This window comes from Mycobacterium sp. AMU20-3851, assembly GCF_043974665.1.
In the GTDB taxonomy this organism is placed as follows: Bacteria; Actinomycetota; Actinomycetes; order Mycobacteriales; family Mycobacteriaceae; genus Mycobacterium.
In genome coordinates, this window is the sequence record NZ_CP146371.1 from 4,825,234 (window position 1) to 4,846,991 (window position 21,758).

At 67.7% G+C, this 21,758-nt stretch carries 21 protein-coding genes; 7 read left to right on the forward strand and 14 right to left on the reverse strand.

What is annotated here, in order from left to right:
- Positions 1 to 13: 13 nt before the first annotated feature.
- Positions 14 to 1,279 carry a cytochrome P450 gene (locus V4U86_RS23040; protein ID WP_395308194.1) on the forward strand — a complete coding sequence of 422 codons (1,266 nt, stop codon included), beginning with the start codon at positions 14 to 16 and terminating at the stop codon, positions 1,277 to 1,279.
- Here the strand turns inward: V4U86_RS23040 and V4U86_RS23045 are convergent.
- Positions 1,245 to 1,901, reverse strand: a complete 657-nt coding sequence (locus tag V4U86_RS23045) for a TetR/AcrR family transcriptional regulator (RefSeq protein ID WP_395308195.1) — start codon at positions 1,899 to 1,901, stop codon at positions 1,245 to 1,247. The genes V4U86_RS23040 and V4U86_RS23045 overlap by 35 nt on opposite strands.
- Before the next feature lie 92 nt (positions 1,902 to 1,993).
- On the opposite strand from V4U86_RS23045, the gene V4U86_RS23050 reads away from it, so the two are divergent.
- On the forward strand, positions 1,994 to 3,583 hold the full coding sequence (locus tag V4U86_RS23050; RefSeq protein WP_395308196.1) for an MFS transporter: 1,590 nt from the start codon (positions 1,994 to 1,996) through the stop codon (positions 3,581 to 3,583).
- Between the two features lie 6 nt (positions 3,584 to 3,589).
- Here the strand turns inward: V4U86_RS23050 and mftG are convergent, their stop codons facing one another.
- The 7 genes from mftG to mftA all read right to left on the reverse strand — a co-directional run bounded on the left by mftG (position 3,590) and on the right by mftA (position 10,061).
- Positions 3,590 to 4,981 carry a mycofactocin dehydrogenase MftG gene (mftG, locus tag V4U86_RS23055; RefSeq protein ID WP_395308197.1) on the reverse strand — a complete coding sequence of 464 codons (1,392 nt, stop codon included), beginning with the start codon at positions 4,979 to 4,981 and terminating at the stop codon, positions 3,590 to 3,592.
- 9 nt (positions 4,982 to 4,990) lie between these two features.
- Positions 4,991 to 6,400: a mycofactocin biosynthesis glycosyltransferase MftF gene (mftF, locus tag V4U86_RS23060; RefSeq protein WP_395308198.1), complete on the reverse strand. Its 1,410-nt coding sequence runs from the start codon at positions 6,398 to 6,400 to the stop codon at positions 4,991 to 4,993.
- The gene (mftE, locus tag V4U86_RS23065) at positions 6,397 to 7,140 is read right to left on the reverse strand and encodes a mycofactocin biosynthesis peptidyl-dipeptidase MftE (RefSeq protein WP_395308199.1); all 744 of its coding nucleotides are present in this window, start codon (positions 7,138 to 7,140) and stop codon (positions 6,397 to 6,399) included. The genes mftF and mftE overlap by 4 nt, the downstream gene beginning before the upstream one ends.
- A gap of 110 nt (positions 7,141 to 7,250) precedes the next feature.
- On the reverse strand, positions 7,251 to 8,435 hold the full coding sequence (gene mftD, locus V4U86_RS23070) for a pre-mycofactocin synthase MftD (protein ID WP_395308200.1): 1,185 nt from the start codon (positions 8,433 to 8,435) through the stop codon (positions 7,251 to 7,253).
- A gap of 5 nt (positions 8,436 to 8,440) precedes the next feature.
- The gene (mftC, locus tag V4U86_RS23075) at positions 8,441 to 9,667 is read right to left on the reverse strand and encodes a mycofactocin radical SAM maturase (RefSeq protein ID WP_395308201.1); all 1,227 of its coding nucleotides are present in this window, start codon (positions 9,665 to 9,667) and stop codon (positions 8,441 to 8,443) included.
- Positions 9,664 to 9,981 carry a mycofactocin biosynthesis chaperone MftB gene (mftB, locus tag V4U86_RS23080; RefSeq protein WP_395308202.1) on the reverse strand — a complete coding sequence of 106 codons (318 nt, stop codon included), beginning with the start codon at positions 9,979 to 9,981 and terminating at the stop codon, positions 9,664 to 9,666. Before mftB ends, mftC begins: the two co-directional genes overlap by 4 nt.
- Positions 9,966 to 10,061, reverse strand: coding sequence for a mycofactocin precursor MftA (mftA, locus tag V4U86_RS23085; protein ID WP_073856536.1), 96 nt, complete (start codon positions 10,059 to 10,061; stop codon positions 9,966 to 9,968). The genes mftB and mftA overlap by 16 nt, the downstream gene beginning before the upstream one ends.
- Positions 10,062 to 10,163: 102 nt before the next feature.
- On the opposite strand from mftA, the gene mftR reads away from it, so the two are divergent.
- The 3 genes from mftR to V4U86_RS23100 all read left to right on the forward strand — a co-directional run bounded on the left by mftR (position 10,164) and on the right by V4U86_RS23100 (position 12,650).
- On the forward strand, positions 10,164 to 10,754 hold the full coding sequence (gene mftR / locus V4U86_RS23090) for a mycofactocin system transcriptional regulator (RefSeq protein ID WP_395308203.1): 591 nt from the start codon (positions 10,164 to 10,166) through the stop codon (positions 10,752 to 10,754).
- A 97-nt stretch (positions 10,755 to 10,851) separates the two neighbouring features.
- Positions 10,852 to 11,376: an RNA polymerase sigma factor gene (locus V4U86_RS23095; protein ID WP_395308204.1), complete on the forward strand. Its 525-nt coding sequence runs from the start codon at positions 10,852 to 10,854 to the stop codon at positions 11,374 to 11,376.
- Entirely contained in the window at positions 11,373 to 12,650 is a 1,278-nt protein-coding gene (locus V4U86_RS23100) for a VOC family protein (RefSeq protein WP_395308205.1), read from the forward strand. The genes V4U86_RS23095 and V4U86_RS23100 overlap by 4 nt, the downstream gene beginning before the upstream one ends.
- Positions 12,651 to 12,696: 46 nt before the next feature.
- Here V4U86_RS23100 and V4U86_RS23105 read toward each other — a convergent pair whose 3' ends face one another.
- Positions 12,697 to 13,884 carry an NAD(P)/FAD-dependent oxidoreductase gene (locus tag V4U86_RS23105; protein WP_395308206.1) on the reverse strand — a complete coding sequence of 396 codons (1,188 nt, stop codon included), beginning with the start codon at positions 13,882 to 13,884 and terminating at the stop codon, positions 12,697 to 12,699.
- Positions 13,885 to 13,941: 57 nt separating this feature from the next.
- Entirely contained in the window at positions 13,942 to 14,379 is a 438-nt protein-coding gene (locus V4U86_RS23110) for an Lrp/AsnC family transcriptional regulator (RefSeq protein ID WP_395308207.1), read from the reverse strand.
- Positions 14,380 to 14,497: 118 nt separating this feature from the next.
- Here V4U86_RS23110 and ddaH point away from each other — a divergent pair, with 118 nt between their 5' ends.
- Entirely contained in the window at positions 14,498 to 15,361 is an 864-nt protein-coding gene (gene ddaH / locus V4U86_RS23115; protein ID WP_395308208.1) for a dimethylargininase, read from the forward strand.
- Between the two features lie 2 nt (positions 15,362 to 15,363).
- Positions 15,364 to 16,569 carry an ornithine--oxo-acid transaminase gene (rocD, locus tag V4U86_RS23120; protein ID WP_395312176.1) on the forward strand — a complete coding sequence of 402 codons (1,206 nt, stop codon included), beginning with the start codon at positions 15,364 to 15,366 and terminating at the stop codon, positions 16,567 to 16,569.
- Here the strand turns inward: rocD and V4U86_RS23125 are convergent.
- The 4 genes from V4U86_RS23125 to nhaC form a co-directional block, all read right to left on the reverse strand.
- A complete protein-coding gene (locus V4U86_RS23125) occupies positions 16,566 to 17,435 on the reverse strand; it encodes a mycofactocin-coupled SDR family oxidoreductase (protein WP_395308209.1) in 870 nt (289 codons plus the stop codon). The genes rocD and V4U86_RS23125 overlap by 4 nt on opposite strands.
- 71 nt (positions 17,436 to 17,506) lie before the next feature.
- Complete coding sequence (locus tag V4U86_RS23130; protein ID WP_395308210.1) at positions 17,507 to 18,757, reverse strand: arginine deiminase; 1,251 nt, start codon at positions 18,755 to 18,757, stop codon at positions 17,507 to 17,509.
- Between the two features lie 11 nt (positions 18,758 to 18,768).
- Positions 18,769 to 20,217 (reverse strand): basic amino acid/polyamine antiporter, encoded by a 1,449-nt coding sequence (locus V4U86_RS23135; protein WP_395308211.1) that lies wholly within the window; start codon positions 20,215 to 20,217, stop codon positions 18,769 to 18,771.
- Positions 20,214 to 21,701, reverse strand: coding sequence for a Na+/H+ antiporter NhaC (gene nhaC, locus V4U86_RS23140; protein ID WP_395308212.1), 1,488 nt, complete (start codon positions 21,699 to 21,701; stop codon positions 20,214 to 20,216). Before nhaC ends, V4U86_RS23135 begins: the two co-directional genes overlap by 4 nt.
- Positions 21,702 to 21,758 lie beyond the last annotated feature (57 nt).

Sequence of the window (21,758 nt, forward strand, 5' to 3'; positions counted from 1 at the left end):
GAAGGAGCCGTTGATGAGCACCCCGACCAAGGACGACAAGGCCAGCGAATTCGCCACGGTCTTCGTGGAGCCGAAGGCCTACGCCGATGACGCGCGGTTGCACGAGGCGCTGGCCTATCTGCGCGCCCACGAACCGGTCGTGCGGGTGGAATCCAGGCTCTACCGCCCGTTCTGGGCCGTCACCAAGCACGCCGACATCATGGCCATCGAACGCGACAACAATCTGTTCATCAGTGAGCCGCGGCCGCTGCTGGCCACCGCGGCCGCCGACGACCTCGCCAAACAGCAGTTGGAGGCCGGGATGGGCCTGCGCACGCTCATCCATATGGACGACCCGCACCATCGCAAGGTCCGGGCGATCGGTGCCGATTGGTTCCGCCCGAAGGCGATGCGGGACCTCAAGGTCCGAGTGGACGAACTCGCCAAGCGCTATGTGGACCGGATGCGTGACATCGGACCGGAGTGCGATTTCGTCACCGAGATTGCAGTGCATTTCCCGCTCTACGTCATCATGTCGCTGCTCGGCCTGCCCGAGGAGGATTACGGCCGCATGCACATGCTGACCCAGGAAATGTTCGGCGGCGACGACGACGAGTACAAGCGCGACGGCGGATCCCTGGAGGACCAGCTTCAGGTGCTGCTCGACTTCTTCGGCTACTTCGCCCAGCTCACCGCGTCACGGCGGGCGAACCCGACCGACGATCTGGCCTCGGCGATCGCCAACGGGACCATCGACGGTGAACCGCTGTCCGACGTGGACACCGCGTCCTACTACGTGATCGTGGCCAGCGCCGGGCATGACACCACCAAGGACGCGATCTCCGGCGGGCTGCTGGCACTCATCGAGAACCCCGATCAGCTGGACCGCTTGCGCGCGCAGCCGGATCTGATGGGCACCGGAGTCGAAGAGATGATCCGCTGGACCACTCCGGTCAAGGAGTTCATGCGCACCGCCACCGCCGACACCGAGGTGCGTGGTGTGCCGATCGCCGAGGGCGAATCCGTCTATCTCGCTTATGTTTCGGGCAACCGCGACGAAGAGGTGTTCACCGACCCGTTCCGCTTCGATGTGAGTCGCGACCCGAACAAGCATGTCGCGTTCGGTTACGGGGTGCATTTCTGCCTGGGCGCGGCACTGGCCCGGATGGAGATGCACAGCCTGTTCTCCGAACTGATCCCGCGACTGGATTCGATCGAGCTCGCCGGCACCCCGGAGCTGTCGGCGACGACCTTCGTGGGCGGGCTCAAACACCTGCCGATCCGGTACTCGCTGCGCTGACGACACCTGGCGCCTGGTGCGTCGCCAGGTAGCCGTCGACCGCGATGCGCGCGACCCTGCGGTAGTCGAAATCGGTCAGCGTGGACAGCTTGCCCAGCACGATCGGCCCGAGCAGCAGCGCCACCGCCTGGATCCGGTCGACGTCACCGAGCGCCTCGACGGCGTCCGGGTGATCGAAGACCGCGTCGAACGGTGCCGCGTACTGTTCGGCGACCCGCTCACGCAGGGTGCGGACGGCATCGCTTTCCGCGGTGCGGTCCCCCTTGCTGGTCCACCAGGACGGATCCAATCCCCCGCCCAACGCGAGCCAGGACGTCGCAGCCAGGCTGATCGGCGCCTCCGCGATCAGGTCGGCGAAGCCGTCCAGGGCGGCGATCAACCGGTCCCGCAGGGTGCCGTCCTCCGGCGGCATGGGCGCGGGCGGGATCAGCGCGTGAAAGGCCGCGGCCAGCAGGTCGTTGCCACTCGGGAAGTGCCGGTACAGGGTTGCCCGTGCGACGTTGGACGCGCGCACCACGGCGTCCACCGTCACCGCGCTGGGGCCCCCGGTGCGCAGCAGCGCGGTCGCTGCCTCCAGAAGCCGGGCCCGCGACCGCGCCGGGCGTGGATCCGTCGTCGTCATCCCAACTCCCCTCCTGAGACGCTACGAGACTGTTAGTCTCGGAACAAGACGAGCAGTATTAAAAATAACGCACTCGTCGAAACGGGGGGGCCATGGTCGAGACACTCGCCGAGCCCGACCGCCGCGGCGACGCGCTGGACGGCCTGTCCAGCCGAGCCCGCGCCTGGACGCTGTGCGTGGCCTGCCTGGGCGTCTTGCTGGTGATCTCCTCGATGGTCGCCCTGAACACCGCGCTCCCCGACCTCGCCGTGGCCACCTCGGCCACCCAAACCGAACTCACCTGGATCGTCGACTGCTACACCCTCGTGCTGGCCTGCCTGTTGCTCCCGGCCGGGGCACTGGGCGACCGGTACGGCCGGCGCGGTGCACTGCTGCTCGGGCTCGCCGTGTTCACGTTGGCCTCGATCGCGCCGGCCATCTGGTCCGACCCGCTGCACCTGATCATCGCGCGCGGGGCCGCCGGGGTCGGTGCCGCCTTCGTGATGCCCGCGACGCTGTCCCTGCTGACCACCGCCTATCCGAGAGACCAGCGCAACAAGGCCGTGGGGTTCTGGGCCGGCGCGGCGGGCAGCGGCGCGGTGGTCGGCATGCTGGGATCCGGTGCGCTGCTGCACTTCTTCGGCTGGCAGTCGATCTTCTGGGGATTCACCGGAGCCGGTGCCGTGCTGTTCCTGTTCGCGCTGACCATCGGGACGTCCAAGGAGTCGGAACCCAAACCGCTGGACTGGATCGGTGCAGTCCTGATCGGCGGCGGGTTGGCGATGATCGTGTTCGGCATCCTGGAGGTGCCCGCTCGTGGCTGGTCGGATGGGCTGGTGATCGGCAGCATCGCGATAGGTGTGCTGTTGGCACTGACTTTCGGTGTCGTCGAGCTGCGAACGCGTTACCCGCTGCTGGACGTCCGGTTGTTCGCCCACCCGACCTTCACCACCGGGGCCGCCGCCATCACGGTGTTCTTCCTGTCCAACTTCGGTTACTTCTACATCGTCATGCAGTACATGCAGTTGATCCTGGGCTACAGCCCGATCAAGACCGCAATCGCCATCTCCCCGTTGATAGGTCCGATCCTGGTGCTGTCGGCGACCGCCTTTTGGTTCGTGCCCAGACTCGGTCTGCGGCTCGTGGTGTTCTCCGGTCTGGGCCTCATCGCGCTCGGCTTCCTGCTGATGGGCGGTATCACCGTCGACGACGGTTACGGGGCCATCGCGTGGCCCATGCTGGTCATGAGCTTCGGTATCGGCTTGCTCACCGCACCAATGACTTCGGCGATCATGAACACCGCGCCCGACGACAAGCAGGGCGTCGCCTCTGCGGTCAACGACGCCGCCCGCGAGGTGGGCGCTGCGCTCGGCATCGCGCTGGCCGGTTCCCTATTGGCCGCGCAGTACACCGACCTGCTCGCACCACGGTTGCCCGAGCAACTTCCCGAACCGGTCCGCGAGGCCACCCTGGGGTCGCTGGGCCAGGCCCTGGAGGTGTCGGCCCAGCTCGGCCCGCTGGGCGCGCAGATCGCCGAGCTGAGCAAGACCGCGTTCGTCGAGGCGATGAACGCCTCGACATTCGGGCTGGCGGTGACCGTCGCTGTCAGCGCCGTCCTCATCGGCCTGTGGGCGCCGGGTCGCGACGGGCAGCAGCTGCGCCCGATCCGCCGCAACCGCAGTGCCGGACGACACCGGGCCTGATCGAGTTCAGCCGGCCAGGAACTGTGCCGCGCGGTGCCCGATCATCGCGATGGTGGCGTGCGGGCCCCGCGATATCGGCGTCGGCATGATCGACCCGTCGACCACCCACAACCCGTCGACACCGCGCACTTGGCACTGCGGGTCGAGGACCGTCCCCAACGGAGCCGTCCCGCACAGATGCTGAGTTGTCGACCAGTTCGCTTCACGGGCAACGATTCCGGCGATCTCGCGGGCCAGGCCCGCACCTCGCTGCAGCGCCCGGACGTCCCCGGCGACGGTGTCGTAGCGGTGCTCGATGCGGGGCACGACCGAGATGTCCGCGGAACGCACGGTCAGGCGACCGCGGGCCTCTGGTCGCATGAGGGCCACCCCGATATGCGGTGGATCCGAGGGCGGCTCCCCGGTCATCTGAGCAAAACCCGTTGTATACAAGCGGATCTCGACATCTCCCACGGAAAGCGCCGCTTCCAGCGGGGTCCGGCCACCGGTGGCGGGCCAGTCGACCGGCAGCACCCACTCCGGGTGATCGCCGAACGCCGCACCGACGGGCAGGTCGGCCCGCACGGGGATCCCGGCGGCGGTCAGCACGTCGGCCGGGCCGCATCCGGACACCATCAGCAGGTGCGCGGAACCGATCGCGCCCGCGCACAGCACGATCCGCTCGGCGATGTGTCGCACCGGCCCCGCCGGGCCCTGCGCATCCACCCCGACCGCCCGATGCCCCGAGAACAGGATCCGCGCCACCCTGGTCCCGGGGTGCACGCTCAGGTTCGGGCGGGCCAGCGCGGGGTGCAGGAACGCGGCTCCCGGACCGATCCTGGTGCCGTCCGCGACATTGAGCGGTAACGCACCGACCCCGTCGAAGGGGCCTGCGCCGTTGAGGTCGTCGACCCAACCGAACCCGAGGCCCAACACACGTTGGACGAATTGATCGGTACCGGCGCTGAATTCGCGAACACGTGCGACCGGGATGGGGCCGTCGGCACCGTGCAGCGGGCCGGCGAAGTCCAGATCGGTCTCGATCGCCCGGAAGTGCGGTAGCACGTCCGCCCAGGACCAGCCGGGGATCGCCCAGGCGTCGAAGTCCGCGGGTAACCCGCGACAGAAGTAGCCGCCGTTGATCGCGCCGGATCCGCCGACCACGGCGCCACGCACCAGCTCGACTTCCCGGCGCGGCTGCTCGGTCAGCACCGCCGGGTAGCGCCCGGCCACCGCGCTGTCGGGTCCGATCGGCACCAGATGGGCATCGCCGGGGCGCGACGGGACGGCTTGCGGACCCGCTTCCAGGACCACCACGCGGCGGTCGGCATCCGCGGAAAGCCGTTCGGCCAGAACCGAACCGGCACTGCCGGCACCGATGATCAGGACGTCACTACGGACGACGTCGAGGGCTTGCACCGTGCTGAATCAGCTTCGGATCTGCGGTTTGAGCGCGCCGATGTGGCGTTCGCGCAGGACGCCGGTCCACAGGCCCAGCCCGTAGGCGGCATCGTCGAGACGTTTGAGCATCAGATAGCTCAGCAACCCGACCCGGTGCTCGTCCTCGGTGCTGTGCCGGCGTTTCGCCCAGTCGGCCAGCCCGTCGAGCACCGACGCCGCGAGCACCACATGCCGGCACCGCCGGAACAGCACCGCCGCCAGCAGCGTCACCGGCCAGTAGTGCCGGCAGATGGCCGCGGCCACCTGCAGCGCCGCTCCCCACACCCCGCCGGCCGCGACGGCGGCCACGTCGCGGCGCCCGGTCTCCGCGGACTCCAACGAACCGGCGATCCGTTTGCCGAACAGCACCGCCACCACCGCCGCGAGGAAGTAGCCGCAGCCCGACCGAGTCGCGATCAGGAACCACAGCAGCAGCATCCACCGGGACACCACCATCGGGGCGGTCTTGCCCGGGTGCCGGACCGCCAGCGGGGCCGCAGACTGTCCGTAGAAAGCCTTGCGCTGGAACCACTCCCGTAACCGTGTGCGGTGTTCGTGGCCGACCAGCGCGATCGGCTCGTAGCGCAGCCGGGCCCCCGCCTCCACCAGCCGCCAGCATAGGTCGACGTCCTCACCGGACCGCAACGTCTCGTCGAAACCGCCCACCTCGGTCAGCGCGCTGCGCCGGCAGATGATGGCCGCGCTCGGCACGTAGGACACCGGGCCGTAGGGCACCACCGGCGCCTCCCGCATCCCCAGGTCCAGCGAGGAGCGCACCGCCTCGTATCGGGCCACCAGGTTCTCCGGCTCGCGCAGGCTCACGATCCGGGGCGCCACCAGCGCCACCGCCGGGTCGCAGAAATGTCCGAGCAGGGCCTCCAGCCAGCCGCGCCGGGGCACCACGTCGGAGTCCAGGAAGGCCACGAAGTCGGTGTCACAGGTCCGCAGACCGGTGTTACGGGCGGCCGCCGGGCCGCGACTGCGTGGGTGCCGCAGCACCCGCACCTCGCACAGCGCGCCGTCGAGGTCGGACTCCTGTAGCGGTTCTGCGGACCCGTCGTCGACCACCACCACCTTCATCCCGCGCAGCGACCGCACCAGCCGCCGCACGCCGATCACGTTGTCGCGCACCGGAATGACCACGGTGACGTCATGGTGGGACGGCCCACTGGGCGGACGCGGATGCGCGACGGTGGCGTCGAGCAGGGTGCGCGCCAACTGCGCGGACAACGCGTCGTGCACCTCCAGGCGACCACCGTCGATCATGGTCTGCGCGACCGGAGCCAACCGCAGCAGCCGGGTCGGCGAACCACCCAGCAACGCCGACCCCGAACCCAGCACCTTGACCCTGCGGTCCACCTGAATGGCGAATCCGTCCGGAAGCCGCGGCCCCGTCATGCCAGCATCCCGCGCCCGTTCGGAGTCCAGGCCAGCACCCGACGGACACAGCCGTCAACCATGTCGGCGAAATAACGTTGGCCATCGGCCGCCGTGGCCGTGGTCGGATCGCCGAGGATCCCGACGGCACTGACCGCGGCAACCCCACCGGCCCGCAGCGCGGGCATCAGGTCGGCCAGCGGCGCGCTGTTTCCGGCCACCACCGCCTCGCTGCGCACCACGTCCGGCGAAATATGTAGCAATACAGACGTTTCGGTGTGCCCGGCGTGCGCATCGGCGCCGGCCACCATGCACGACGTCCAGCCGACGTCACGCCCCTCGGCGCGCAGCAGCGCCACCGCCTCGGCAAGCGCCTCGACATTACCGCCGTGGCCGTTGACGAACACCAGCCGCGGCGCCCAGTTGCACGCGGAGCGGCCGTACTCCAACAGCAGCAACCGCAGGGCCTGGGTACCGATGGACACGGTGCCCGCGAAGCCCTCGTGTTCCCCGCTGGCGCCGTACCCGAGGGCCGGGGCCAGCAACCAGTCCGCCCCCAGCCGGGCGGCCGCGGCCCGGGCCACCGCGGTGGCGATCCGGGTATCGGTGTCCAACGGCAGGTGCGGTCCGTGTTGCTCGGTCGAACCGAGCGGCACAATGAGCGCCGGATGGCCGACAGCTGACGTGCCGAGCAGTCCACTCGACGTCAGACTGCCGAGTTCCCCGGGTGTAGGCACCCGCCGATGGTAGGCCGAATTCACCTGGTATGCACCGATTGTTGGCGCATGCGCAGCAATTGATTTCCGTACTGTCGGCCAGTCGGCGGACAACCGGTCACGCCCGTCACGTCTGTCACGCCTGTCTCAGGGGGTCAGGCTTTCGGCGCTCCGAGCGTACGGGTGAACCCCTCCGGGATCAGAATGTCCTCGGGCGTCAAATCGTGGATCGAGGACTTGGCCAGGCCGCGCAGCGCCGAGTCGATGCCACCACTGAGGATGTCCAGGACGTTCTCGACACCGGCCTGCCCGTTGGCCGCCAGCCCCCACAGGTAGGCGCGCCCGATCATCACCGCCCGGGCACCGAGTGCGACGGCCTTGACGACATCGCTGCCGCGCCGGATGCCGCCGTCCAGCAAAACATCGACCTGGTCACCGACGGCGTCGGCGATGGCCGGCAGGCAGCGGATCGCCGCCGGGGTGCCGTCCAGGTTGTTGCCGCCGTGGTTGGACACCGTGATCGCCGAAACACCCGCGTCCACAGCGCGTTTGGCGTCATCGACGCGGACCATGCCCTTGAGCAGGAACGGCCCGCCCCACTGCTCGCGCAGCCAGGCGACGTCTTCCCAGGTCGGCGGCGGGGTGCCCATCCACTGGCCGTAGGCCTCGAAGAAGGTCGGACCCGCTTCACCCTTGCGGCCCTGGTTGGGAACCCGCAGGTCGGGCGGACGCAGATGCTTGGCGAAGCTGTAGAACCAGCGCGGCTTGGTGATGACCTCCGGGGACATCTTCACCATCGTCTTGAGGTCCATGCTTTCCGGGATCTTGGGGCTACCCCAGTCCCGGCCATGGCTGAAGCTCCAGTCGGTGGTCAGGATCAGGCCCTTGGCACCGGCCGCCCGAGCCCGCTCCATCCGCGCCAGGATGTCGTCGCGGCTGCCCAGCCAGTAGATCTGGAAGAAGATCTTGTCGTTGACCGCGGTCACTTCCTCCATCGGCTTGCTGGCGAACGACGACAAACCCATGGCAGTCCCACGAGCAGCCGCGGCACGGGCGACCGCAACCTCACCGTCCGGGTCGACCGCCTGCACGCCGGTCGGCGAGATGATGACCGGCATCGAAATGTCCTGCCCCATCACCGTTGTCGCCATCTCACGCTTCTCGGTGGCGCCGATGACGTGCGGGGCGAAGCCCAGTTCGCCGAATGCCTCGACATTGTCGGACACCGTCAGCCCCTTCTCGCTGGCCGAGATCAGCGAGGAGTAGGCGGAGCGGGGCAGCCGTTTCTTCGCACGCTGTTGGGCGATGGCAACGGTCTCGAACCAGGTATCGCGAGCCATGATCTCTACACAGGACTTTCGTTACAGAACTTCTTGGGTGGGACGGTGAGCAATTTGAGCGGGATCGGACCTTTACGGCCACCGGCCCGGGAGTGGTCGACGCTGGACTTGGGCTTCTCCCGTTCGGCGGCCAGGGCAGGTTCGCCGTAACCCTGCACGCATTCGGGGTCCGGGCCGTCCATGGGCAGACCGGTGAAGAACTTGGCCGCCATGCAGCCGCCCCGGCACGCGTCGTAGTGCGCGCAGCCGCTGCAGGCGCCTGCGGACTGCGGTTCGCGCAGCTCCTGGAACAGTGGAGACTTCTGCCAGACGTTCTTGAACCCGGTTCCGAAACCGGTGTCCTCCAGGATGTTTCCGGCCAGGAACTTCTCGTGGATGGCGAACGGGCAGGCGTACACGTCGCCGACGGGGTCGATCAGGCAGACCACCCGGCCCGCGCCGCACAGGTTCAGCCCGGCCAGTGCGCCCGGCTCCCCCAGCCCCGACAGGTGGAAGAACGAATCGCCGGTGAGCACGCCTTCGCCGTGGGCGACCAGCCAGTCGTAGAGCTGGACCTGCTGCACGGGGGTGGGATGCAGGTCATCCCACACATCGGCGCCGCGACCGGACGGCCGCAACCGGGTGATACGCAGGGTGGCGCCGTAATTGTCTGCCAGCGCCTTGAATTCGTCGAGCTGATCGACGTTCTGGCGGGTCACCACGACCGAGATCTTGGCGTCCTTGAAGCCCGCTTCGCGCAGGTTCTCCAGCGCCCGGATCGCCATCGCGAAGGAGCCCGGACCGCGCACCTCGTCGTTGACCTCGGCGGTCGCGCCGTCCAGCGAGATCTGCACGTCGACGTAGTCGCTGGCGGCCAGCTTCGCTGCCACCTTCTTGTCGATGCGCACACCGTTGGTGGAGAACTTCACCCCGACATGGTGTTCGGTCGCGTAGTCGACCAGTTCCCAGAAGTCCGACCGCACGGTCGGTTCGCCGCCGCCGATGTTCACGTAGAACACCTGCATGCGCTCGAGCTCGTCGATGATGTCCTTGCACTGCTGCGTGGACAGCTCGCGCGGGTCACGCTTACCCGACGAGGACAGGCAGTGCACGCAGGACAGGTTGCAGGCGTAGGTCAGTTCCCAGGTGAGGCAGATCGGCGCGTCCAGCCCGTGTTCGAACTGCTCGACCAGACGGGGCACCTTGACGGGGGCCTGGGCCTGCGCCGTCGTCGGCGGCAATACGGCGGTCATTGAGTCTCCTTCGCGACCAGCATGTGGGATTTCACCAGCACGCTCAGCGCGTGTAGATACGGGGCTTGGGCGTCGTCGTCGATTCCGGCGGCGCGACAAGCGGATCGGACACTCGGGTGCTCGTCCAGCGAGTTGACCACGTCGAGGATCGTCCGGTTCTTGAGGAAGGACAGCTTGCGGGTACCGAAGTGGTACAGCAGCGCCCCGAACGGCTCCGGCCGCACCGCCACCTGGGGGTGCAGCCGCCAGCCGCGATCGGGGTCGAACGCCACTGCATCAGCAGTGGGTGCGGTCACGATCAGTAAACCCCGCACATACCGTCGATCGAGACCTCTTCGACGAGGGACTCGGTGACGAGCTGAGCTTCGGTCTCGACCTGCTGATTCTGGTCCATGGATCGCACCTTTCTGGGCTGTAATGGGGTCATGGCTCTCGACTTTTGTGACCCGGGTCGCAAGAATATGGCATCGAGTGCAGAAACGGAAGAGGGGGATTGATGGCGCAGGTGTCCGGGCCGCGGGTCGGCCGCCGGCCGTCCACCACGCAGGACCACATCACCGCCGTCGCGCTGGACCTGTTCGCCAGCCGCGGCTTCGACGAGGTGAGCGTCGACGACGTCGCCCGGGCGGCCGGGATCGCCCGCCGCACGCTGTTCCGCTACTACCCGTCCAAGAACGCCATCCCCTGGGGCGACTTCGACGCGCACCTGAACCTGATGCGGACGCTGCTCGCCAAGGCCGACCCGGGCATGGGCATCGGCGAGGCCCTGCGCACCGCCCTGCTGGCGTTCAACGAGTTCGACGACAAGGACCGGCACCGCCAGCGGATGCGTCTTATCCTGGGAACCGATGCGCTGCAGGCACATTCGATGACCATGTATGCCGGCTGGCGCACCGTCGTCGCGGACTTCGTGGCCCACCGCCGTGGCGACAAACCCGATGGCCTGGTCCCGCAGACGGTCGCCTGGACCCTGCTGGGCGTGGCCCTCACGGCCTACGAGCAGTGGCTGGCCGACGAGTCCGCGTCGCTGCCCGAACTGCTGGGCGAATCCTTCGACGTGGTCGGTCGCGGCCTCTCCGATCTGTGATCTCTGGAGTCTTAGTAGGAACCACTCCGACGAGAACTCCACAAATCGCTCGAAATTGGGGTGTCGGAGTTCGGCGCCGGGCGGCGACGATAGATATGTGAGCGTCGAATCGGGTCACCGCGATGCCCCTCGGGAGCTGCTGGAGCTCTACGACGAGGCGTTGCCGGTCGTGTACGGGTACTTCGCCCGGCGGTGCGGTGACCGGGCGTCCGCCGAGGACCTGACCTCGGACACCTTCCTCGCGGCCATGGACGCGGCACGCAAACCGGCACCGCCGCCGATGACGGTGCCCTGGCTGATCGGCGTGGCCCGGCACAAACTCGCCGACCACTACCGCCGAGGGCACGCCCACCTGAGCGTTCCGGTGGCCGAACCGCCGGAGCCGTTCGACCCGGTCGACGAGTGGGACTCCGAACTGGACCGCATCGTCGCCGAGGCGGTGCTGGCCCGGCTGCCCGAACACCACCGCACGGTGCTTGCGCTGCGCTATCTCGACGACTGCACGGTCGGCGAGTGCGCCGAGCTGATCGGCCGCACCGTGCACGCCACCGAAACCCTGCTGGTGCGGGCCCGACGCGCCTTCAGATCCCAGTACCCGGCACCGGAAGGAGGGCGGCCGTGAACAACTCGCACGATCCGTTGGCCGCGCTGCGTGGCGGCGACCGGCCGGTCGCCCCCGATCCGGCGTTCGCGGCCCGGCTGCGCGCACGTCTGGAGTCGGCCCTCTCCCTACCCGCCAATACGTCAGGAGTTGTCATGAGTGGCACCGACACCGCCATCGCTGAACTGAATTCGACCGAGATCAGCAACCCTCGCCCCGCCGCGATCCCGTATCTGTCGGTGCCGGATGCGCGCGCCGCCATCGACTGGTACGTCGACGCCCTCGGCGCGACGCTCGTCGGTGCCCCGATCCTGATGGACGACGGCCGGGTCGGGCACGCCGAACTGTCCGTCGGCGGCGGAGTGCTCTACCTGGCCGACGAGTACCCCGAACTCGGCCTCAAAGCGCCTGCCCCGCAGTCAGTCTCGGTGAGCCTGATGCTTCCGGTCGACGACACCGATGCGGCGCTGCGTCGCGCCCGGGACCGCGGCGCCACCGTGCTGCAGGAGGCCCACGAGAGTCACGGGTCGCGCGGCGCGACGATCCTCGACCCGGCCGGGCACCGGTGGATGCTGTCCGGCCCGATCACCGGTGCACCGCTGCTGATCCAGCACGGCGACGTCGGCTACGTGTCGATCAACACCCCGGACGCCGCGCGCGCCAAGACGTTCTACGCACACGTGCTCGACTGGTCGTTCGAGGGCCACCACATCACCCCGCCCAGCGAATCCGCGCTGTCGATGGGGGTTTTCGAGACCCCCGGCCCCAGCACGCTGTTCTGCTGCTACGCCGTCGACGATCTCGAGGCCGCCCGCGAGGCGATCCTGGCCGGGGGCGGCACGGTGGGCGAACCGCAGCCCCGCGAGTTCGGCACCGTGCTCGACGCCACCGATCCGCAGGGCGCCCCGTTCGCGGTGTACCGCGACACCGCTGCCACCCCGCGGCCGCCGCGCAACGGGGCCGGGCCGGGCGAGCTTTCCTACATCACCTATCTCGTCGAGGACTCCGCCGCCTTCCGGGCGTTCTACAGCCGGGTGCTGCACTGGACGTTCGAGTCCGGCCGGGTCCGCGATGGGTGGGCCGTGCAGCAGTCACAGCCGATGGCGGGGATGGCCGGTGGATCGGCGCAGCCCGCGACGGTGCCGATGTGGACGGTCACCGACGTCGATGCCGCCGTGGCCCGGGTGCGGGCGGCCGGCGGCACCGTCATCGAGGAACCCTCGACCCAGCCCTACGGCAGGTCCGCGCTGTGCGCCGACGATCAGGGCGGCCGGTTCTATCTCGGCCAGCACTAGCGGTTTGTGGAGGCTTACCCGGAATGGTTCCGGGTAACTCCACAAATCACGAAGAAGCGGGCAGCACGTCGGCGATGGCGGCGCCGGACGCGATCTTGCCGCGGGCCTTCATCACCTTGCCGGGCATCCCACCGCCGACGACGGCGGTGACGACCCCGTCGCGCTCGTAGTAGGCCAGGAACTTGCGGCCGTCGTCCTCGACGAGGTGCACCACGTCGTCGGACGCCGGTTCGCCGAGGCACTGGATCTTGACGTCGTACTGGTCGCTCCAGAAGTACGGCACCGAGATCGCCGGGCTGCCCGGCTCCTGGCCCAGGATCGCCGGCACCAGCACCCGTGCCTGCTCGGCGACGTTGCTCCAATGCTCGACACGCACTTGGTGTCCGACCTCGGAGCGCCAGGAGGCCACGTCACCGATGGCCCAGACGTGCTCGATGTTGGTCCGTCCGGCGTCATCGCACACGACGCCGTTGTCCACCGCGATGCCGCTGCCGTCGAGCCAGCCGGTCACCGGGTGTGAACCGATCCCGACGACGACGATGTCGGCGTCCAGCTCTGTGCCGTCGGAGAGCACGACCTTCTCGACCTTGTCGGTACCGGCCACCGAGTCGACCCCCACGCCGCAGCGCACGTCCACCCCCTCGGCCTGGTGCAGGCGGGTGACCAGCGACCCGATCTGCTCCCCCAGGACCGAGGCCAGCGGGGTCGGCTGCGGTTCGACGATCACCACGTCGACCCCGAGTTGGCGCAGGCTGGCGGCCACCTCGCAGCCGATGAAACCGGCGCCGACGATGACGGCCCGCCGGGCGGTCGCGGCGTGTTCACGCAGCTCGGAACTCTCCCCGATGGAGCGCAGCACCCGGATGCCCTGCAGATCCGGGAAGGATGGAATGCGCTTGGGCGCAAGCCCGGTCGCGATGACGAGCTCGTCGTATCCGAGCGTCGAGCCATCGGCCAGGGTCAGCACCTTCGCCGCGGGATCCACCGACTGCGCGGCCGAACCCAGGCGCAGCGTGATGTTGTTCTCGTCGTAGAACTCCTGCGGCTTGAGCACCACGTCGTGGTCCGGGTTGCGCAGGACTTCCTTGGACAGCGGCGGCCGGTCATACGGCAGGTGCTGCTCGTCGCTGACGATGGTGATTGATCCGGCGTACTCGGCGCGACGCAACTGCTCGGCGGTCCGGGCTGCAGCCAACCCACCACCGACAATGACGATTCCACCATTACTTGTCACGTGGGTCTTCTTACACGATGCCCGCGGTGTTGCGCCCGCCTACCCCATTGGTACTGGTCAGGACCGCGAGCGTTCGATGATGTTGGACAGCACCACGATGCTCTCGCTGCGTTCGATGTCGGCACTGGCCCGGATGCGCTCCAGCGCGTCCTCGAGGTGGCGCATATCGCGGGCCAGCACGTGCAGGATGGCGTCGGCGGTGCCGGTGACGGTGGCGGCGCTGACCACTTCCGGGATGTCCACCCAGGCCTGGCGCAACGCGCTGGGGGCGATGGTGCCGTGGCAGTAGACCTGCACATAGGCCTCGGTGGTCCAGCCCAGTGCGTTGCGGTCGACGACGGCGGTGAAGCCGCGGATCACACCGCGTTCCACCATCCGGTCCACCCGGCGCTTGACGGCCGGGGCGGACAGGTTCACCCGCTGACCGATCTCGGCGAAGGTGGCCCGGGCGTCGTCGGTCAGTTCGACGAGGATGCGTTCATCGGTTTCATCCATCAGCACCCCCTCCCGAACAACAGATCGCCAGTTCTCGCGACTTCACGCAATAGATACACACCATATACGCAAGAGTCAGCGATTGATTGCAGGACAGTGGGTCAATACCGTCATGATCATGACGGTTTCCGATCTCACCGCCGCTGCTGCTGCTCGCCCTCAGACGCCCGTCCGTCGGGCACGCACCCGTCACTTCGCCATGACCGCACCGAGCCACTTCGCCGTCGAATACGCCATCAACCCGTGGATGGACACCAGCGTGCCCGTCGACGTGGATCTCGCACTGCGCCAGTGGGACACACTGCGCGAGACCTACCTCGATCTGGGGCACACCGTCGACCTGGTGGACGCCGTCCCCGGCCTGCCGGACATGGTCTACGCGGCCAATGGGGGTTTGATCGTCGCCGGCCGCGCAGTGGTCGCGCATTTCACCTTCCCGCAGCGCGCCGCCGAGGCGGATGCCTACGCGGCGTGGATGACCGGCGCGGGCCTGCACCCCGAGCGCACCCGCCACCACAATGAGGGTCAGGGTGATCTGCTGGTCGCCGGATCGACGGTGTTGGCCGGCTACGGGTTTCGGACAGATCGGCGTGCACACGACGAGGTGGCCGCGATCACCGGACTGCCGGTGATCAGCCTGGAACTCGTCGACCCGCGCTTCTATCACCTCGACACCGCTCTCACCGTGCTCAGCGACGGTCCGGAAGTCGCGGTGGCCTATTACCCGCCGGCCTTCTCCGAGAGCACGCAGGCGCTGCTGCGCGAGCTGTTCCCCACCGCCATCGAGGTCAGCTCCGCCGACGCGTTCGTGCTCGGCCTCAACGCAGTCTCCGACGGGCGCCACGTGGTTCTGCCGGTCGGGGCCACCACCTTCGCCGATCAGTTGCGCACCGCCGGATTCGAGCCCGTCGGCGTGGACCTGTCCGAACTGCTCAAGGGCGGCGGCTCCGTCAAATGTTGCACGCTGGAGGTGTATTCGTGACGATGACGCATGACCTCGGCAGCACCGCGATCGCCTTGGAAGCCAGGCACACCGCGCACAATTACGCCCCGCTGCCCGTGGTTGCGGCCTCCGCCGAGGGAGCCTGGATCACCGACGTGGGCGGCCGCCGGTACCTGGACTGCCTCGCCGCCTACTCGGCGGTGAACTTCGGACATCGCAATCCGGTGATCACCGCCGCCGCGCACGCCCAGCTCGACACGGTCACCCTGGTCAGCCGGGCGTTTCACTCCGACCGGCTCGGCCCGTTCTGCGCGGCACTGGCCCGGTTGTGCGGTAAGGACATGGTGCTGCCGATGAACAGCGGTGCCGAGGCGGTGGAGAGCGCCATCAAGGTCGCCCGCAAATGGGGCACCGACGTCAAGGGGGTGTCGGCGGGCGCGGCCAATATCGTGGTGGCACAGAACAATTTCCACGGCCGCACCACGACCATCATCAGCTTTTCCGACGACCCGGCGGCCCGTACCGGTTTCGGACCCTACACCCCGGGTTTCCGGTCCGTTCCGTTCGGCGACGCGGACGCTTTGGCGAGGGCCATCGACGAGAACACGGTCGCCGTCCTGCTGGAGCCCATCCAGGGCGAGGCGGGCATCGTCGTGCCGCCCGATGATTTCCTGCCGCGGGTGCGCCGACTGTGCACTGATCGGGATGTGCTGATGATCGCCGACGAGATCCAGTCCGGACTGGCCCGCACCGGGCGGACCTTCGCCTGCGATCACTGGGGCGTCGTACCCGATGTCTATCTGCTGGGCAAGGCGCTGGGCGGCGGGGTCCTTCCGCTGTCCGCGGTAATCGCCGACCGCGGGGTGCTCGGGGTGCTGCACCCCGGCGAGCACGGCTCCACGTTCGGCGGAAACCCGTTGGCCGCCGCCATCGGATCCACCGTCGTCGAGATGCTGGAAACCGGTGAATACCAGACGCGCTCAGCCGAACTCGGCGCACATCTGCATCACCGGCTGTGCACTGTCCCGGGCGTCGTGGCGGTGCGGGGCAAGGGGCTGTGGGCCGGCGTCGACGTCGACCCCGGCCTGGGCACCGGCAAACAGATCAGCCTGCGGCTGGCCGAACTCGGCGTCCTGGTCAAGGACACCGACGGCCAGACCCTGCGCTTCGCTCCCCCGCTGGTCATCACCGCCGAGGAGATCGACTGGGCGATAGATCGATTCGCGGAGGCCCTGGCGGGCGTCTAGTACTTCATGACCCCGCGGTCGACGGCGATCTGACTGCCCGACAACGTGGCTGACCCGTCCCCGGCCAGCCAGGCCACCACGTCGGCGACCTCCTCTGGCGCCATGAACGCCGCCAGGCCCTCGCTCTTGCCGTCCGCGACCCGGTGGTAGGGCATCGGGGCGAAGCTGTGCAGGAAACTCGGGTGCTCGGCGAACAGCGCTCCCATCGCCTCCGGCTCGATCATCGGGGTGTCGATCGAGTAGGGGTGGATGGAGTTCACCCGAATGCCGAACTCCCCCACCTCAAGTGCCAGCGTGTTGGTCAATGCGGTGAGTCCGTGCTTGGACGCCGCGTAGTGCCCGTTTCCGGGCGTCGCCTTCAACCCGGCCGAGGAACTCACGATGATGATCGAGCCGCCGTTGCCGGCCGCGATCATCGCCGGGACCGTGGCCCGGATGGTCCGCCAGGTGCCGTTGAGGTTGACGTCGACGACGGTGTCCCACTGGTCCGGGGTCAGCTCCCAGAGCCGGCCCCAGCTGAGCACCCCGGCATTGGCGACCACGATATCCAGCCGGCCGAACTGCTCTGTTGCATCGGCCACCAGCTGCTCCTGGGCCTCCAGGTCGCGGATGTCGACTGCCCGCGCCAGCACCTTGCGACCGGTGGCCTCGACCGCGCGCACCGTCTCGGCGAGATCCTCGGCGGTGGCCGGCGGATAGGTGATCGAACTCGACACCGGCGCACAGATATCGGACGCGATGATGTCGGCACCCTCGGTCGCCAACCGGACGGCGTGCGCCCGTCCCTGACCCCGGGCGGCCCCGGTGATGAAGGCGACCTTCCCCTCCAGATTGCCGCTCTCCGCCTTGCTGCTTGCCGCCGCCATGACCAGTCCTCTCGTCAGCCCCGGGTCAGGCTAGCAGCCAACTGAAACGTGTTCTAGTAAATCCCGGGCAACTAGAAGTCGATCGGGTCCCGGACGATCGGGCAGGTCATGCAGTGCCCGCCTCCGCGCCCCCGGCCCAGTTCGGCGCCGACGATGGTGATCACCTCGACGCCCGCCTTGCGCAGCAGGGAATTGGTGTGGGTATTGCGGTCGTAGGCGAAGACGACCCCGGGTTCGACCGCGACCAGGTTGTTCCCGCTGTCCCACTGCTGGCGCTCCGAGTCGTACCTGGTGCCGCCCGTCTCGACGATCCGCAGCTCCGCCAGCCCCAACGCGCCGGCCACCACCTCGGTGAACGGCTTGTCCTCCTCGATCACCTCGACTCCGGGGTCCCGGTCGCTGGGCAACAGGGTGAATGGGGCGATGTTGTCCACGATCTCGGGGTAGATCGTCACCACGTCCCGGTCGGCGAAGGTGAACACCGTGTCCAGGTGCATGGCCGAACGCAGTTTCGGCATCCCCGCGACGATCACCTTCTCCGCGGCGCCCTGCGCGAACAGCTCCGCGGCCACCTGGGTGATCGCCTGGCGCGAGGTGCGTTCACTCATCCCGATGAGCACCACACCGTTACCGGGGATGAGGACGTCCCCGCCTTCCAATGTGGCCAGCCCCCAGGACTTCTCCGGATCGCCCCACCACACCGTCGATCCCACATAGTCGGGGTGGAACTCATAGATGGCCTTCATCAACAGTGTCTCGTCCTTGCGCGCCGGCCAGTACAGCGGATTCAGCGTCAGGCCGCCGTAGATCCAGCACGTGGTGTCACGGGTGTAGAGGGTATTGGGCAGCGGGGGCATCAGATACTCGGCCACCCGGTCGTCCTCGCGGGTGAGCGCGCGGTATCCGGACCGGATATCCGGCGGCAGATCCAGCGTTGACATGCCGCCGATCAGCAGTTCGGCGAGCCGCCGCGGCACCAGCGAATCCAGAAATCCGCGGGTGTCGTCCACGAGCCCGAGCCCGACCTCGTTGGCGACGATCTTGCGGTCCAGTAGCCAGGCCTTGGCCTCCGGTATCTGCATCGTCTGGGTGAGCAGCTCGTGCAATTCGACCACCTCGGCACCGCGGTCACGCATCTTGTCCATGAAGTCGAAGTGATCGCGCCGCGCGTTCTGTACCCACAGCACATCATCGAAGAGGAGGTCGTCACAGTTGGTCGGGGTGAGCCGTTCATGGGCCAGCCCCGGAGAGCAGACCAGCACCTTGCGCAGCGTGCCGACCTCGGAGTGCACCCCGTAGGAGGCAGACGGTTGGGTGGTCATTTTCAGTCCTCTCAGATTGCGATCGCGCCGGTGATCAGGGAGATGACCCCGGCCACTGCCCCCGCCACGATGACCGCACACAGCACGGCCTCGGCCGGGGTGAACACCCGAAGGTTGTTCTCCCGACGTGCTTTCCAGTACAACAGCGCCCCGGGCGCGTACAGGATGCAGGACAGCAGCAGATGGTCCCAGCCGGCCGCATACACCAGGAACAGGGTGTAGACCGTGGCCAACGCCGATATCACCATGTCCGGCACCAGTGACCGCCGGTCCCCGTAGGTCTCCCGGGTGATGGTCAGCTTGAGCGCATAGGCCGCGGCGAGCAGATACGGGATCAGCGCCAGCGCCGCGGTCAGGTCGAGCATGAAATCCAGCGCCTCGGAGGTGAACAGCAGCAGGACGAGCAGCACCTGCACCAGACCGCCGGCCAGCACCAGCGCCGCCACCGGGGCGCCGTTGGGGTTCTCCTTGGTCAGGAACCTGGGCATGTCCTTGGCCTTCGCCGGGATGTAGAGGATCTCGGCGGCCATCAGTGTCCACGCCAGATAGGCGCCCAGCACCGACAGGATCACGCCGACCCGGATGAAGACCGAACCCCATTCACCCACAACCGATTCCAGCACCGAGGCCATCGACGGCTGGGATACACCGGCCAGTTCGGACTGGGACATCACACCGTAGGAGGACAGTGTGACGAGCATGAAGACCGCCAGTACCGACAGGAATCCGATGACGGTGGCCCGACCCACGTCTTCGCGTTTGCGCGCGAACCGGGAGTACACGCTGGCACCCTCGATACCGAGGAACACGAACACGGTGATCAGCATGGTGCCCTTGGCCTGTTCGAACAGCGAGGCCCAGGAGTAGTTTCCGTCCCCGCCCCAGAAGTTCTGGGTGAACACGTCGGCCTTGAACGCGATCAGGGCGATCACGATGAACACCAGAATCGGGACGATCTTGGCGAAGGTGGCGATCCGGTTGATGATCGCCGCCTCCTTGACCCCGCGCAGGATCAGGTAGAAGAACAACCACACACCGATCGACGAGCAGATCACTGCCAGCACGGTGTCTCCGGCCCCGAGGGCGGGGAACAGCGCACTGGTGGTCGTCATGATCAGCACCCAGTACGAGGTGTTGCCCGCACAGGCGGAGGCCCAGAACCCGAACGCGGAGTTGAAGCCCACGTAGTCGCCGAATCCGGCCCGCGCGTAGGCGTAGATGCCGGCATCCAGGTCGGGCTTGCGGGTCGCCAGGCGCTGGAAGACGAAGGCCAGCATGAGCATGCCGGCACCGGCGATGGTCCAGGCGATCAACGCACCGGCGACGCCGGCCTCGGCACCGAACCGCTGCGGCAGCAGGAAGACACCCGATCCGATCATCGAGCCGATGACCATGGCGGTCAGCGTCGGGAGGCTGACCTTCTGGTCGCTGCTTTCGGTCGTCGTCTCGGTAGTAGTCACTGGTCAACCCCAGCTTCCTCGTCGGATTGGGTCTTCAGGATCCGGAATCCGGTGAACCCGTATATCACGCTGAGAACCGGACTGAAGATATTGAACAACGCGAACGGCAGGTAAGCCAGTGTGGAAACCCCGAGCACCGCACTCATGAATGCTCCGCACGAGTTCCACGGGACCAACGCCGAGGTGACGGTGCCGCTGTCCGCGGCCAGCCGGGACAGGTTCTGCGGTGCCAACTGCCTTCGCTCGAACTCGATCCGGTACATCCGGCTGGGCAGGACCAGGGCGATGTACTGGTCACCGGCGACGATGTTGAGGCCCATCCCGGTCGCGAAGACCGCGAGGTAGAGCCTGCCGGTGGTCGTTGCGGATGCGATGAGCGGATTGATGATTCGGTCGAGCAGACCGAACTGCTCGAGCAGGGCGCCGAAGGTGACGGCCGCGATGATCAACCAGATGGTGAGCAACATGCTGTCCATCCCGCCGCGGGACAACAGCCCGTCGATTTCCCCGATCCCGGAATTCATGGCGAACCCGTTGGCCATCGCCTTCCAAGTGGCTTGCACCCCAGCGACTATCGGGTTGTCACTGCCCCCAAAACCTGCCACGAACCCGGTGATGACGTCCCGCTGCAGAACGACTGCCTGCATGCCGGCAAACAAGGATGACGCCAGAAGAGCAAGCGAGGCTGGACTTTTCCGCATCGACAGCACTGCGAGCAATATCAACGGAAGGAGGTTCCACGGGGTGATCCAGTAGATGTCACCGAGTTTGGCGAGTTCGACGGCTTCGGCCACCTCGTCGTGCACCGCCGGACCGGCAACGCCGAGTATCGCAAACACGATGGCGGACAAGACGAATGCGGGTATGGATGTCCAGGCCTGACTCCGGATATGGGTGTAGAGGTCCACCTTCACCATCTGCGCGGTGAGGATGGTGGTCTCCGAGAGCGGGGACAGCTTGTCACCCAGGTACGCCCCGGATATCACCGCACCGGCGGTGATCGGCGCGGACACCCCGACCATCACCGCGATGCCCACCAGCCCGACCCCGATGGTGCCCGCGGTCGTCCAGGAACTGCCGATGGACAGTGCCACCACCCCACAGATGACCGCCGAGGCGATGTAGAAGAAATCCGGGGAAAGGACCTGAATCCCGTAGTACACCAGCGTCGGAATGGTTCCCGCGAGGTTCCAGGTCCCGATCAGTGCACCCACCGCGAGCAGGATGAACAGTGCGCTGGTGATCGAGGACAGGGCACCCTGGCCGGCCTCCTGGACCGCGGTCCAGCGGTGACCGTTCTTCATCGCGATCAGGGCCGCCACCGCACAGCACAGCACCAGCGCCACCTGGATTGGACCATCGAGAGCCGAAAGGCCGAACAGCGCCAGCGAACCCGCGATCAGACCTGCGAGCACTCCGAGCGGAAGCAGAGCGTCGAGCAGCGAAGGCGGTCTGACCGCGGCGCCGTTCTGCGCATCCGCCACCGAATCCTCCCAGGCCCCAGACAGATACGTCGGACGTTATCAGGGCGGAGGTATCCA

Bases quoted from the DNA above. Each gene is read 5' to 3' on its own strand.
- V4U86_RS23040 (WP_395308194.1), top strand. From the start codon at position 14: ATGAGCACCCCGACCAAGGACGACAAGGCCAGCGAATTCGCCACGGTC.
- V4U86_RS23045 (WP_395308195.1), bottom strand. From the start codon at position 1,901: ATGACGACGACGGATCCACGCCCGGCGCGGTCGCGGGCCCGGCTTCTG.
- V4U86_RS23050 (WP_395308196.1), top strand. From the start codon at position 1,994: ATGGTCGAGACACTCGCCGAGCCCGACCGCCGCGGCGACGCGCTGGAC.
- mftF (WP_395308198.1), bottom strand. From the start codon at position 6,400: ATGACGGGGCCGCGGCTTCCGGACGGATTCGCCATTCAGGTGGACCGC.
- mftD (WP_395308200.1), bottom strand. From the start codon at position 8,435: ATGGCTCGCGATACCTGGTTCGAGACCGTTGCCATCGCCCAACAGCGT.
- mftC (WP_395308201.1), bottom strand. From the start codon at position 9,667: ATGACCGCCGTATTGCCGCCGACGACGGCGCAGGCCCAGGCCCCCGTC.
- mftA (WP_073856536.1), bottom strand. From the start codon at position 10,061: ATGGACCAGAATCAGCAGGTCGAGACCGAAGCTCAGCTCGTCACCGAG.
- mftR (WP_395308203.1), top strand. From the start codon at position 10,164: ATGGCGCAGGTGTCCGGGCCGCGGGTCGGCCGCCGGCCGTCCACCACG.
- V4U86_RS23110 (WP_395308207.1), bottom strand. From the start codon at position 14,379: ATGGATGAAACCGATGAACGCATCCTCGTCGAACTGACCGACGACGCC.
- ddaH (WP_395308208.1), top strand. From the start codon at position 14,498: ATGACGGTTTCCGATCTCACCGCCGCTGCTGCTGCTCGCCCTCAGACG.
- rocD (WP_395312176.1), top strand. From the start codon at position 15,364: ATGACGCATGACCTCGGCAGCACCGCGATCGCCTTGGAAGCCAGGCAC.
- V4U86_RS23125 (WP_395308209.1), bottom strand. From the start codon at position 17,435: ATGGCGGCGGCAAGCAGCAAGGCGGAGAGCGGCAATCTGGAGGGGAAG.
- V4U86_RS23130 (WP_395308210.1), bottom strand. From the start codon at position 18,757: ATGACCACCCAACCGTCTGCCTCCTACGGGGTGCACTCCGAGGTCGGC.